The organism is Maribacter sp. ACAM166 (genome assembly GCF_005771495.1).
In the GTDB taxonomy this organism is placed as follows: Bacteria; Bacteroidota; Bacteroidia; order Flavobacteriales; family Flavobacteriaceae; genus Maribacter.
This window is the reverse complement of the sequence record NZ_VAUW01000016.1, coordinates 1-13,406: the sequence shown is the minus strand read 5'-3', so window position 1 is coordinate 13,406 and position 13,406 is coordinate 1. Positions and strand designations below refer to the sequence as shown.

9 protein-coding genes and 2 tRNA genes are annotated in these 13,406 nt (G+C 36.2%); 4 read left to right on the top strand and 7 right to left on the bottom strand.

Annotation, left to right across the window (positions count from 1 at the left end; translation table 11 throughout):
- Positions 1 to 12: 12 nt before the first annotated feature.
- The 7 genes from ES765_RS12055 to nhaD all read right to left on the bottom strand — a co-directional run bounded on the left by ES765_RS12055 (position 13) and on the right by nhaD (position 4,936).
- Positions 13 to 87, bottom strand: a tRNA-Val gene (locus ES765_RS12055).
- Positions 88 to 185: 98 nt separating this feature from the next.
- Positions 186 to 260: transfer RNA gene (locus ES765_RS12050), tRNA-Val, on the bottom strand.
- Between the two features lie 59 nt (positions 261 to 319).
- The gene (locus ES765_RS12045; protein WP_138114574.1) at positions 320 to 1,531 is read right to left on the bottom strand and encodes a bifunctional folylpolyglutamate synthase/dihydrofolate synthase; all 1,212 of its coding nucleotides are present in this window, start codon (positions 1,529 to 1,531) and stop codon (positions 320 to 322) included.
- Positions 1,528 to 2,463 carry an energy transducer TonB gene (locus ES765_RS12040; protein ID WP_138114573.1) on the bottom strand — a complete coding sequence of 312 codons (936 nt, stop codon included), beginning with the start codon at positions 2,461 to 2,463 and terminating at the stop codon, positions 1,528 to 1,530. The genes ES765_RS12045 and ES765_RS12040 overlap by 4 nt, the downstream gene beginning before the upstream one ends.
- Positions 2,464 to 2,850, bottom strand: a complete 387-nt coding sequence (locus ES765_RS12035) for an ExbD/TolR family protein (RefSeq protein ID WP_138114572.1) — start codon at positions 2,848 to 2,850, stop codon at positions 2,464 to 2,466.
- 9 nt (positions 2,851 to 2,859) lie between these two features.
- Complete coding sequence (locus ES765_RS12030; protein ID WP_138114571.1) at positions 2,860 to 3,549, bottom strand: MotA/TolQ/ExbB proton channel family protein; 690 nt, start codon at positions 3,547 to 3,549, stop codon at positions 2,860 to 2,862.
- A 52-nt stretch (positions 3,550 to 3,601) separates the two neighbouring features.
- Complete coding sequence (nhaD, locus tag ES765_RS12025) at positions 3,602 to 4,936, bottom strand: sodium:proton antiporter NhaD (RefSeq protein WP_138114570.1); 1,335 nt, start codon at positions 4,934 to 4,936, stop codon at positions 3,602 to 3,604.
- Between the two features lie 340 nt (positions 4,937 to 5,276).
- Here nhaD and ES765_RS12020 point away from each other — a divergent pair, with 340 nt between their 5' ends.
- The 4 genes from ES765_RS12020 to ES765_RS22910 all read left to right on the top strand — a co-directional run bounded on the left by ES765_RS12020 (position 5,277) and on the right by ES765_RS22910 (position 13,175).
- Positions 5,277 to 6,416: an acyl-CoA dehydrogenase gene (locus ES765_RS12020; RefSeq protein WP_138114569.1), complete on the top strand. Its 1,140-nt coding sequence runs from the start codon at positions 5,277 to 5,279 to the stop codon at positions 6,414 to 6,416.
- 317 nt (positions 6,417 to 6,733) lie between these two features.
- Positions 6,734 to 11,242, top strand: a complete 4,509-nt coding sequence (gltB, locus tag ES765_RS12015) for a glutamate synthase large subunit (protein ID WP_138114568.1) — start codon at positions 6,734 to 6,736, stop codon at positions 11,240 to 11,242.
- A 9-nt stretch (positions 11,243 to 11,251) separates the two neighbouring features.
- Positions 11,252 to 12,718: a glutamate synthase subunit beta gene (locus ES765_RS12010; RefSeq protein WP_138114567.1), complete on the top strand. Its 1,467-nt coding sequence runs from the start codon at positions 11,252 to 11,254 to the stop codon at positions 12,716 to 12,718.
- A 310-nt stretch (positions 12,719 to 13,028) separates the two neighbouring features.
- Positions 13,029 to 13,175 carry a transposase gene (locus tag ES765_RS22910; protein WP_410504567.1) on the top strand — a complete coding sequence of 49 codons (147 nt, stop codon included), beginning with the start codon at positions 13,029 to 13,031 and terminating at the stop codon, positions 13,173 to 13,175.
- Positions 13,176 to 13,406 lie beyond the last annotated feature (231 nt).

Genomic DNA, 13,406 nt, shown 5'->3' with positions numbered 1-13,406 from the left:
GGTATTGAAAAGTGGGATATACTGGATTCGAACCGGTGACCTCTGCCCTGTCAAGGCAGCGCTCTAAACCAACTGAGCTAATATCCCATTAAATCGAAGATAAGATAAAAGAAGGTACATATCTAAGAAAAAAAATATCCTAAAATTAAAAAAGGCTCCCATTTTCATGGAAGCCTTTTAACCTGTGGGCCCTACTGGATTCGAACCAGTGACCCCCTGCTTGTAAGGCAGGTGCTCTGAACCAACTGAGCTAAGAGCCCCAAAAGGAGTGCAAATATATAATAGTTTTACATTCCCCAAAAGAAAAATCAATAAAAAATTAAAGAACTTCTGATACCACAAAATTACTTCCACCAACGTAAATGAAATCAGTACTACCGGCTTGCTTTTGTGCAGCTTTAAAAGCCTTATTAACAGACTTATATGCTTCACCTTCAAAATTCAATTGATGAAATATTTCAGCTAGTACTTTTTCATCAAGTCCCCTTGAAATTTTAGGCTTACAAAAATAATAGATGGCATTTTTCGGAAACATAGTCAATATGCCACTGACATCCTTATCTTTTACGAAACCAATTACAATATGTAGCTGGTCATATTTTTGCTCTAATACCTGATTTAAGACAATAGATAGACCTTCTTTATTATGTGCGGTATCACAAATTATGGTAGGACTATCACCTAACTGTTGCCAACGGCCCATTAAGCTGGTATTATCCACAACCTTTTTCAATCCTTGAGTGATATGCTGCTCTTCAATTTTAAAATTTACGAGTTTACCCAATGTTGCTAGAACTCCTTTAATATTCTTTTTCTGATATGAGCCTAGTAATCCTATTTTGTACTCCTGATAAGTCATGTCCTCAGCAAATGTAATTTCAGCATTTAATTCTTTTGCTATCTGTATAAATACAGGTGCTGTTTCTACATTGAACTCACTGATAATAACTGGAACATGTTCCTTAATTATTCCTGCTTTTTCAACTGCTATTTTAGCTAAGGTATCACCTAACATATCCGTATGATCAAACCCTATGTTCGTTATTAAACTTACCTCTGGTGTAATAATATTTGTAGAATCTAATCGACCGCCTAATCCGACTTCTATGATGGCAATATCCACATTTTTAGCTGCAAAATATGAAAACGCCATACCAACGGTCATTTCAAAAAAAGACAGTTTATGGTTTTCTAAAAAGGATTTATTAGCATCAATGAAATCAATCACCCTCTTTTTCCCAATCTTCTTTCCATTGATGCGAATTCGCTCTCTAAAATCCTTTAAATGCGGTGAAGTGTAAAGACCGACCTTATATCCTGCCTCTTGCAATATAGATGCCAAGATGTGGCTACTAGAGCCTTTTCCATTGGTTCCTGCAACATGTATACTTTTAAATCTTTCGTGTGGATTATCTAAATGATTGGAAAGTGAAATGATACCGTCCATTTTTGCATTAAATGCAATCTTACCTTTATTTTGGTACACTGGAAGTTGTGAGAACATCCAATCTAACGTCTTCTTGTAGGTCACTCCCCTAGTTTGAAATTTACCACAACAAAACCAACTTGTTGACTAGGCGCATTACTATCTAAATTCCATTTATGCATAAATGCCGTTTTTTTGGCTGGCTCTAATAAACATGGATTATTATTGGTAGTACCTCTTACGCCAGGTGTTGCACTTACTACCTTACCATTTCTATCAACAACTATTTTAACTACTACGACACCCGACTCGTTGCATTCTTGTTGAACTTTGCCCTTGTTCACAAGAGACCTGCCATTTAGCCCATATCCTCCGGTACCACTCCCAGAACCTGGGCTACCGTAATAGCTTGTAGCATAGGGGTCGCCATCTGGCTGCCCTTTATCACCCACCTTATTATCATCACCTTCACTACCTGTAGCCGTACCGTCAGATTTATTTAGACCACCCATCATTTCATCCAAACGGTTCTTTTTCGCTTCTTGCTCCCGCCTAGCCTTATCTTCGGCATCCTTTTTTTGTTGAGCAACTCTAGCAGCTTCAATCTTTCTTTTATTTTCAGCCGCCTCAGCTTTTCTCTTTGCTTCAGCAGCAACTTCGTCTGCCTTTCTTTTTAGCTCCTTAGCTTGTTTTATTTTTATAGATTCTTCACTTTCCTTCGTCAAAAGCTTTTCAGACGGCGCTTCTTTCTCGGCTGCCTCTTCAACGACCTCTTCTGTCTCTTCAATTGCCTCTTCCATTTCCTGTTTTGTAGGCTCTACAGGAGGAGTATCTAAAGGTTTAGATTGAATTTTTTCTTTTGGTTGTATTTGCCCACTTCCGAAATCAGTCGTTCCGAAATTTACAGAAATACCATTCTCTTCGGGCGGATCCATATAGGAAAGTCCAATATAAAATAAAACCAACAAGAGTGCACTTAACAACAGTGTTGTAAGCGTCAGTGATTTTTTCTTATGTTTTGTATCTAAAAATGCCATTTAATTAGGTCGTACTGCCAAAATAACTTTGTAATTATTTTTATTCGCAATATCCATTACGCTAACAGCTTCTTTAATAGCTACGCTTTCTTCCGCTCTTAGAATAATAGTTGGGTTATCTTGACCTGCTAAAACTTTTCTTAATTCAATTTCAATATACGCTCCATTAATTTTTTGATCATTCACAAAGTACTGAAGGTTCTTATCAATACTTACCGATACATTTTGGGTATTTGTTGATTTACCTTTTGCCTTTGGCAGTAACAAATCAAGTGCATTCGGTGAGTTTGCCGTTAGCATAAAAAACACCAATAACAAGAACACAATATCTGTCATTGAAGACATGCTAAAGTCTGGACTAACTTTATTTCTTCCTTTTAATTTCATAGTAAAAAATTAAAGAGGTTCGTTTAATAAATCTAGAAAATCTACAGCATTAGCCTCCATTTTATGAATTACCTTATCAGTACGGTTTACCAAGTGATTGTACCCAACATAGGCAATAATACCTACGATAAGACCAGCCACTGTAGTTGTCATTGCCGTATAGATACCTGATGCTAACGAGCCCATTTCTGCCTGACCACCACTGCTGGCCATTTCATGAAAAGCTAGAATCATACCTATAACCGTTCCTAAAAATCCAATCATTGGAGCAGCACCTGCAACGGTTGCTAGAATACTAACGTTTTTCTCGAGCTTATACACTTCTAGCGTACCTGCATTTTCAATAGCGGTGTTGATATCATCCAGTGGCTTACCAATACGAGAAATTCCCTTTTCAGTCAACCTGGCCACAGGAGAATCAGTTTGCGTGCATAAAATCTTTGCTGCTTCTAATTTTCCCGTGGTTACATAATCCCTTATCTGGTTCATGAAATTCTTATCAATTTTGGACGCCGCATTAACCGCTAAAAGACGTTCAAAATAAATATAAAGAGCAACCCCTAACATAATGAAGAGCACTGAAATAATGATTACACTACCCGTGCCCCCGTTAATAATTAAATCTATAACAGAAAGAGTTTTCTCTTCTGATAATATTTCATCGCTCGAATCTTGAGCCAAATCCTGGAATAATAACATAGTGTTCTTTAAGTATTGAATTTGCCTTTATAACGATGATTTGTGAATTAAATTATCCGTGAAGGACAAAATCTCTTAATAATATAAAAACACCCGCACCACTAATAAAACCTATGAAAGCCAGCCAAGAAATTTTCTTTAAATACCAGAAAAAATCAATTTTCTCCATACCCATTGCAACAACACCTGCTGCAGAGCCAATAATTAACATACTACCTCCAGTACCTGCCGAATAAGCAATAAAATGCCATAACGGACTATCAAGAGCCTGACCGAACATACCCATACTTGCCGCTACTAAAGGAACATTATCGATTACAGCAGAACCAACACCAAATAGCAATACTACTATATCTGTATTCGGTATTGCTTCGTTCAAGCTTTGAGCGTAATGGAATAACATACCTAATGACTCTAAGGCAGCAACAGCTAATAAAATCCCTAAAAAGAATAGTATACTTGGTAGTTCAATTTTGGAAAGCGAATGATGTACTGGACTGTGATGACTACCTTCTTCATGCTCGCCTCCATCGATTGTAGAAATACTAAACTTTTTATTACTAAATATTTCTGCAAAGGCAGCAACTACTGCTAATGACAACATCATACCCACATAAGGAGGTAAATGTGTCATCGTTTTAAAAAATGGCACAAAAACGATAGCACCCAAACCAAGGTATAGCATTGTAGAACCATACTTTGATTTTGTTTCTTCCAACACTAAATCACCATCTATATTCCCCTTAAAGGCCTTGTTTTTACTCGCAATAAATGTAGGCACTACCATGCAAACTATTGAAGGTAGTAGAACGTGAATAACCAATTGCCCTGCAGTCACTTTATTCGCAATCCAAAGCATCGTTGTGGTTACATCACCTATAGGCGACCAAGCACCACCTGCATTTGCGGTAATTATAATCATACCAGCAAACCAAAGGCGTGTATTTCTATCGCTAACAACTTTCTGTAAAATAGTGATCAATACAATGGTCGCCGTAAGGTTGTCAATAATTGCAGACAGTATGAAAGCTAAAATAGCAAACAACCAAAGTAATTTCTTTTTACTTCGAGTCCTTATATATCCTTTAATAGTTGCAAAACCATCAAAATAATCTATGATTTCTACAATGGTCATCGCTCCTAACAGGAACACCAGAATTTCTGCCGTTTTCCCTAAATGATGCAATAATATTTCATCAATGTGGGTGGGTTCTAACTCCTGAAGCACCGTATTAACTTCAAAAACATCCATATGACTCAGTGCTATGATAGCCCACAATATGGCCATCATGGCTAAAGCCGGAATTAGCTTGTCTATTTTAATGTTGTGTTCTAATGTAATGGCAAGATATCCTGCCAGAAAAACAATAATAATGATGGTTTCCATTTTCGTTGGTTTTTTTAATGACTACTAATAAGGTGTCAAATATAGGTTCAAATTCCAAAAATGTGAATTATTTAAAGATATTTAAATTTGTATGTGAAATCCTAATGATTTGACAATAATACCCAAGATATCTGAAATCCAAATACTTAAACCTATCTAATATAAAATTAACAAGTTTTTATTGACATCGTTGTAGCCTAATACATCATACTGATTTTTAAATATTAAGCTTAATAAGAGGTAAGCAACCTTATAGTATAGCATATTACACCCTTTTATGACTAGATTTTCTGTTCGTATATCTTTATCTTTGAGAACATAACCCCTTAACTCAAATTACATGGATTTTTCTTTAACAGAAGAACAAAAACTTATTCAACAAGCTGCAAGAGATTTTGCACAAACCGAATTGTTACCAGAAGTAATTGAGCGAGATGATGCCCAACGTTTTCCTAAGGAGGAAGTTAAAAAGCTTGGTGATTTAGGGTTTTTAGGCATGATGGTTGACCCAAAGTATGGAGGTAGTGGATTAGACACCTTATCCTATGTTTTGGCGATGGAGGAATTATCAAAAATAGATGCATCAACCTCGGTTGTCATGTCTGTCAACAATTCTTTAGTATGCTGGGGCTTAGAAGCATTTGGCACAGAGGAACAAAAAGAAAAATATTTAACAAAAATAGCAACAGGAGAAATACTAGGTGCTTTCTGCCTTTCTGAACCTGAAGCGGGTAGTGACGCAACATCACAAAAAACCACTGCAATCGACAAAGGCGACCATTATATTTTAAATGGAACGAAAAATTGGATTACCAATGGAAGTTCTGCCGGAATATATATAGTGATTGCTCAAACTGATAAAGAAAAAAAACACAGGGGCATAAATGCTTTAATTGTAGAGAAAGGTGCAGAAGGGTTTGAAATTGGCCCAAAAGAAAACAAGTTAGGTATACGCGGTAGTGATACCCATTCTTTAATTTTTAATGATGTAAAAGTACCTAAAGAAAATAGAATAGGTGAAGATGGGTTCGGCTTTAAATTCGCCATGAAAACTTTGGCTGGTGGTCGCATCGGGATTGCAGCCCAAGCATTGGGCATAGCTGCAGGAGCTTATGAATTAGCTTTAAAATATTCACAAGAACGAAAGGCTTTTGGTACCGAAATTTGTAATCACCAGGCTATTGCTTTTAAATTAGCAGATATGCACACCGAAATTCAAGCCGCTCGACTTTTAGTATATCAAGCAGCTTTAGATAAGGATAATGGAAAAGACTATACACTTTCAGGAGCTATGGCAAAACTATACGCCTCTAAAGTAGCCATGGAAACTACGGTAGAAGCCGTTCAAATATATGGCGGAAATGGATTCGTTAAAGATTATCATGTAGAAAGATTGATGCGTGATGCTAAAATAACCCAGATTTACGAAGGTACTTCAGAGATTCAAAAAATCGTAATTTCGAGAAGTATATTGAATTAATTTAAACAACAATAATTCTAACCCCTATTATTCTTAGGGGTTACTTACATAATTATCCTTTTTTGTTTTGTTATTCACCACATAAGCAAGGGTGAAATTGTTATAAATCTATGATAAATCAATTTCACCCCTTAAAAACTATTAAAATTAAATCATACTAACCTAAATTTATCGATCTGATAAATTGAAGCAATCAAAAATTGATAATTAGCGATTTTTTAGGGTTTTATTGAAATCGTTGAATTTTTTATTTGAATTCGTTCTTACCATTGAATATAATTCATTTAAAATGATATTTTTGAAGAAATACCACAAAGATGACATTGAAGAAGCAAGGATTATATCTACCAGAATTTGAACACGACAACTGTGGGGCTGGCTTTATTTGCAGTCTCAAAGGAAAAAAATCTAATGACATTATTCATAAGGCGTTGGAAATACTTGAACGTTTAGAACATAGAGGTGCAGTAAGTGCTGACGGAAAGACTGGAGATGGAGCTGGTATACTTATCGATATTCCACATGCCTTTTTTCAAGCTGTTTGTAACTTTGAATTACCAAAAGTAGGTGATTATGCGGTTGGTAATATTTTCTTTCCACGAAAAGAAAACCAACGTGATTTTTGCATCTCGGTATTTGAAGAAAATATAAAAAAACAAGGATTAAAGCTTTTAGGCTGGCGTGATGTACCTGTCAACCGTTCTATTCCCGGTAGAATTGCCGCTGAAACCGAACCTTATGTAAAGCAAATTTTTGTTGCAAAAGAAAATTCAGAACAAGCGTATTTCGAATTTAACTTAAAGTTGTTCATTGCCAGAAAGGTAACAGAGCACACTATAATTAAATCTAAATTATCGGAAAGCAAGTTTTTCTACGTACCTAGTTTATCAACCAAAATAATCATATTCAAAGGCCTATTAATGCCATTGGACATTAGCTTATATTATTCAGATTTAATGGATTCTAGAGTTGTGACCAGATTGGCATTGGTACACCAAAGATTTTCTACCAACACTTTCCCAACTTGGGATTTGGCGCAACCATTTAGGTATATGTGTCATAATGGTGAAATAAATACGCTAAGAGGCAATGTTACACGTATGTTCTCTAGAGAAGAATTGTTAGAGAACGATATGTTCGGTGATGAAATCAAAAATATACTTCCTATAATTTTACCTGGAAAATCAGATTCGGCCACTATGGATATGGTGGTAGAATTATTGTTGATGACGGGTAGATCTCTACCAGAAGTTATGATGATATTAGTTCCTGAAGCTTGGGAAAAAAATGCAGAAATGTCAGAAGCTAAAAGAGCTTTCTATGAGTATCAGTCTTGCATGATGGAACCTTGGGACGGTCCTGCGTCAATACCCTTCACAGATGGAAACTTTATTGGAGCTGTATTAGATAGAAATGGACTTAGACCTTCACGATATACCGTAACAAAAGATGATTACGTAGTAATGTCTTCAGAAACAGGTGTTGTTGAAATTGCCCCAGAAAACGTAGAGTTTCATGGCCGTTTAGAACCAGGAAAAATGTTCTTGGTTAATATGGAAGAAGGTAGAATTATTAATGATGAAGAAATAAAAGAAAACATCGCTCAAAAACATCCTTACCAAAAATGGTTGAAGGATAATTTGGTTCATTTAAAAGACATACCGTATAATGTTTGTCCTTTATTTTTAGGCGAAGAGACTCTTGGGAAAAGGAAATCTGTTTTTGGTTATACTTTAGAAGATATCGACACCATCGTTTTACCTATGGCAAAGGCAGGAAAAGAGCCAATAGGTTCTATGGGGTCAGATACTCCGATTGCTGTTTTATCACAACGCCCTCAATTAATCTACAACTACTTTAAACAATTATTTGCGCAGGTTACCAACCCGCCTTTAGATGGTATACGAGAAGAACTAATTACAGATATTAGTTTAACGTTAGGAAGTGACCATAACATATTTGAATTTACAGAATTACACTGTAGAAAATTAAAGATTCAAAATCCTGTTATCTCTAAAGAGGATTTGGATAAAATTAAAAATTACGACGAAAGTCCAGACTATAAAGTGGTTTCCATTCCAATTGTATATTCAATTAAAAAAGGACATAATGGATTGGAAGATGCTTTAGAATCTGTCTTAAATCAAGCTTCGAAAGCAGTTGATGAAGGTGCAAATATTATAATACTATCCGATAGGAGCGTAAGTGAAGAAATGGCACCTATACCAGCATTATTAGCTTGCTCATTTGTGAATAGCGGATTACAAAAACTAGGAAAGCGCTCAAAATTAAGTGTGATTATAGAATCTGCCGAACCAAGAGAGGTTCATCATTTCGCACTTCTTTTTGGATTTGGAGCAAGCGCCATAAATCCTTATTTAGTAAATGAAATCATTGCTGAGCAAATTGAAGAGCATGATATCACGGAAATCACATTTGATGAAGCCATAAAAAACTACAACAAAGCTGTTGGAAAAGGTATTTTAAAGGTGATGAATAAAATTGGTATTTCTACACTAAATTCTTACCGTGGATCTCAGCTTTTTGAATGTATTGGCATCAACACCAAAGTTGTAGAAAAATACTTTCCTAATACACCAACTCGTATTCAAGGTATAGGTCTTTACCAAATAGAAAAAGAAATTGCATTACGTCACAGTAAAACATACAATAAAAAAGAAATTGCAGGTGATTTAGATTTAGAGATTGGCGGCGAATATAGATGGAGAAGAGATGGAGAAAAACATATGTTCAATCCGTTGTCGATTGCAAAACTTCAACAATCCGTTCGTAATAATGAGCCAGATTCTTACAAAGAGTATTCAAATATGGTTAACGAACAATCTCATAACCTAATGACCATTAGAGGTCTTTTTGAGTTTTCTAATTATGATCCTATACCATTAGATGAAGTTGAGTCTTGGACAGAAATTGTAAAAAGGTTTAAAACGGGAGCAATGTCTTATGGATCCATAAGTAAGGAAGCTCACGAGAATTTAGCCATTGCCATGAACCGTATTGGCGGTAAAAGTAATTCTGGTGAAGGTGGGGAAGATTCTGATCGTTTTTATAAGAATGCAACTGGAGATTGGAGAAACAGTGCCATTAAACAAGTTGCTTCTGGTAGATTTGGCGTAACCTCCAATTATTTGACTAATGCAAAAGAAATTCAAATTAAAATGGCACAAGGTGCTAAACCTGGAGAAGGCGGTCAATTACCTGGTCCTAAAGTAAATCCAGAAATTGCCAAAACTCGAAATTCTACGCCTTACGTAGGATTAATTTCACCACCGCCACATCACGACATTTACTCCATTGAAGATTTGTCACAATTGATTTATGATTTAAAATCAGCCAATAGAAAAGCTCGAATAAATGTAAAATTAGTTTCTGAAGTTGGCGTTGGTACAGTTGCTGCCGGTGTTGCTAAAGCTAAAGCAGATGTTGTTTTAATTTCTGGATTTGATGGTGGTACCGGAGCTACTCCATTGACATCGCAGAAACATGCAGGCCTACCTTGGGAATTAGGTATTGCCGAAGCTCAACAAACCCTTGTACTTAATGATTTGAGAAATAGAATCGTTCTAGAATGTGACGGTCAATTAAAAACTGGAAGAGATGTTGCTGTCGCGTGTCTTTTAGGCGCTGAGGAATTTGGTTTTGCTACCGCACCATTAGTCGCATCCGGTTGTATCATGATGCGTGTTTGTCATTTGAACACTTGTCCCGTAGGCATAGCTACACAAAACCCTGATCTTAGAAAGAAATTTACAGGTAAGCCAGAACACGTGGTTAACTACATGTATTTTGTAGCTCAAGAATTGCGTGAAATAATGGCTAAATTAGGATTTAGAACAATCAATGAAATGGTTGGCCAAGTTCAAAAATTAGATCGCAATAAAGCTATCGACCATTATAAAGCTGCTGGTATTGACTTAACTCCTATCCTACACCAGGTTGATGTGCCAATAGGAACTAAATTTTACAATACCGAAAAGCAGAAACATGATATTGATAAATCAATCGAGTTTGATATCATAGCGAAAGCTAATCCATCTTTATTTAGAAAGGAGAAATTAACTTTAGATTATCCAATCTGCAATACAGATCGTGCCGTCGGAGCAATTATAAGTAATGAAATATCTAAAACGTATGGTGCTGAAGGATTACCTATCAATACACTTCGTCTTAATTTTACTGGATCTGCTGGCCAAAGTTTTGGTGCCTTTGCTACAAGAGGACTTACAATGGTCGTAAATGGAAATACGAATGATTATTTAGGAAAAGGACTTTCAGGGGCGAAACTTGTAATTAAAGTCCCAGAAAAATCAACAATAATTCCTGAAGACAATGTCATTACAGGTAACGTAACACTTTACGGTGCTACTGCAGGTAGAGCATATATCAACGGTAAAGCCGGTGAACGTTTTTGTGTTCGTAATTCAGGTGCTAAAGCGGTGGTAGAAGGAATTGGAGATCATGGTTGTGAATATATGACCGGTGGTGTAGCCGTTATACTTGGAGAGGTTGGAAGAAACTTTGGAGCTGGAATGAGTGGCGGAATCGCTTACGTCTTAGACAACAATGACACTTTTAAAAAACAATGTAGTCTGGAAGGATTAAATCTTCTAGAGGTTAGTGAAGATATTGACGTTAAACAATTAAAAGATTTAATTGAAAGCCATTATAATTCAACTTTAAGTCCATTGGCTCAGCGTATTTTAGAAAACTGGGAATCCTATTTACCTAAATTCATTAAGGTTTTACCTGAAGAATATAGACTGGCTTTAATAAGATTAGAAGAAGAAAATTTACAAACTATTTAAAATCGAAATATGGGGAAGATTACAGGATTTTTGGAATTCGATAGAAAAGTGGAACAATATGAACCAGCAAAGGAGCGTGTTAAAAATTATAAGGAGTTTACAGTGCCAATGCCTGAAAAGGAATTAAAAGACCAAGGTGCCCGTTGTATGGATTGTGGTATTCCATTTTGCCATAGTGGTTGTCCGTTGGGGAATTTGATTCCTGATTTTAATGATGCTGTTTACCGTGGTAAATGGGAACAAGCTAGTGAAATATTACATTCAACAAATAATTTTCCAGAATTCACAGGAAGATTATGTCCGGCACCTTGTGAAGAGGCATGTGTTCTAGGCATAAACGAAGACCCCGTAAGTATTGAAAATATTGAAAAAAACATAGTTGAAACTGCTTTCAAAAAAGGTTGGATTACAGCAAACCCTCCAGCAACTAGATCAGGTAAGAAAATTGCAGTAGTAGGTTCAGGACCCGCAGGTCTTGCCACTGCTCAACAATTAAATAGAGCAGGCCATGAAGTAATCGTTTTTGAACGTGATGAAAAACCAGGTGGATTATTACGTTACGGTATTCCTGATTTCAAAATGGAAAAAACTGTAATCGACAGAAGGTTAGAAATTCTTAAGGAAGAAGGCATTACGTTTTCTTGTGGAGTTAACATAGGTGTTGACATTAAGGCTGATGAATTGAAAAAAGATTTTGATGCTATTGTTTTAACAGGAGGAGCTACCATAAGAAGAAACTTACCCATCGAAGGTTCTGATTTAAAAGGAGTGGTTCAAGCTATGGATTTCTTAGGTCAAAATAATAGACGAGTTGGTGGTATAAAGGAGCTCGGTGAAGAAATAAAAGCTACCGATAAAAATGTAGTAGTTATAGGCGGTGGAGATACTGGTTCAGATTGTATTGGTACTTCTTTTCGTCACGGTGCTGCTTCGGTTTCTAATTTTGAAATTATGCCGATGGGCACAAGCGAAAGACCAGAAGGTCAACCATGGCCATTTTGGCCCATGAGATTACGAACAAGTTCTTCCCATAAAGAAGGAGCTGAACGATTCTTTAGTATATCAACTAAAAAATTTATCGGTGATGACGCTGGTAATTTAAAAGGATTAATTACTTCTGAGATAGAGTGGGTTAAAACTCCTGGCCAACGACCGCAACTAAAAGAAGTTAAAGGAACCGAAAAAGAATGGAAATGTGATTTGGTATTATTGGCCTTAGGCTTTACCGGCTCTGAAGTTACCGTTGCTCAACAACTGGGTTTAGATATGGATCCAAGAACTAATATTAAAGCATCCGATATTAATTACAAAACAAATGTTCCTGGCGTATTCGTAGCTGGTGACCAAAGAAGAGGTCAATCACTTATCGTTTGGGCTATATCAGAAGGTAGGCAAGCAGCTCACCACGTAGATAAATATTTAATGGGTGAAACTGCATTACCTTTAAAAGGGGATGGAGATTTACCTAGGGTTTAAAATAATTATAATATCATAAAAAAGCTCCCAATTTTACTGATTGGGAGCTTTTTTATTTGGTAATAAATCTCACAAAACACTTCTAACTACCTAGTCAACAATCGCATATCCCCTGTTTATTATCCTATACAGGTATATTATCATTCTCCTAATTACTAACACCCACAGTGTACTTGTGCATCTATAATAATGACACTGCTACATATTCAGTCTACAACAAGCCATTATTCTAGTATGCTCATGCCCTTTTTTCCTAGGCAAAAATTTTGATACCGATTAAACATAGAACAAATAATTAAAATATTAAGTTCTGGTATGTATTGGGTTAGGTGTAGACCCAAGCACAAATGCTTCGGCAGAATCTTTCAATGCTAAAATAAAGTCTTTTAGGGTACAATTCAGAGGCGTTAGAAACGTAGAATTCTTCCTCTTTATACTAACTAATATTTTTGCCTAATCCTTAAATCCCACAACTTTATGACTTGATCCATGGTCAGAGTGACCAAAGCGGAAGCTGTTATACTACTACATAAGATTCCTTAAGGTAATGACGATGGCTTGGGCCATCTGGATTTCGGGTATAAAAAAAGCCCCTTACATTTCTGTAAGGGGCTTTCGAAAAAGGCGGCTACCTACTCTCCCACTTGATATAGCAGTACCATCGGCGCAAACGGTCTTAACTTCCCTG

Coding starts and splice junctions, on each gene's coding strand:
- ES765_RS12040 (WP_138114573.1), bottom strand. CDS start 2,463: ATGGCATTTTTAGATACAAAACATAAGAAAAAATCACTGACGCTTACA.
- ES765_RS12035 (WP_138114572.1), bottom strand. CDS start 2,850: ATGAAATTAAAAGGAAGAAATAAAGTTAGTCCAGACTTTAGCATGTCT.
- ES765_RS12030 (WP_138114571.1), bottom strand. CDS start 3,549: ATGTTATTATTCCAGGATTTGGCTCAAGATTCGAGCGATGAAATATTA.
- nhaD (WP_138114570.1), bottom strand. CDS start 4,936: ATGGAAACCATCATTATTATTGTTTTTCTGGCAGGATATCTTGCCATT.
- ES765_RS12020 (WP_138114569.1), top strand. CDS start 5,277: ATGGATTTTTCTTTAACAGAAGAACAAAAACTTATTCAACAAGCTGCA.
- gltB (WP_138114568.1), top strand. CDS start 6,734: ATGACATTGAAGAAGCAAGGATTATATCTACCAGAATTTGAACACGAC.
- ES765_RS12010 (WP_138114567.1), top strand. CDS start 11,252: ATGGGGAAGATTACAGGATTTTTGGAATTCGATAGAAAAGTGGAACAA.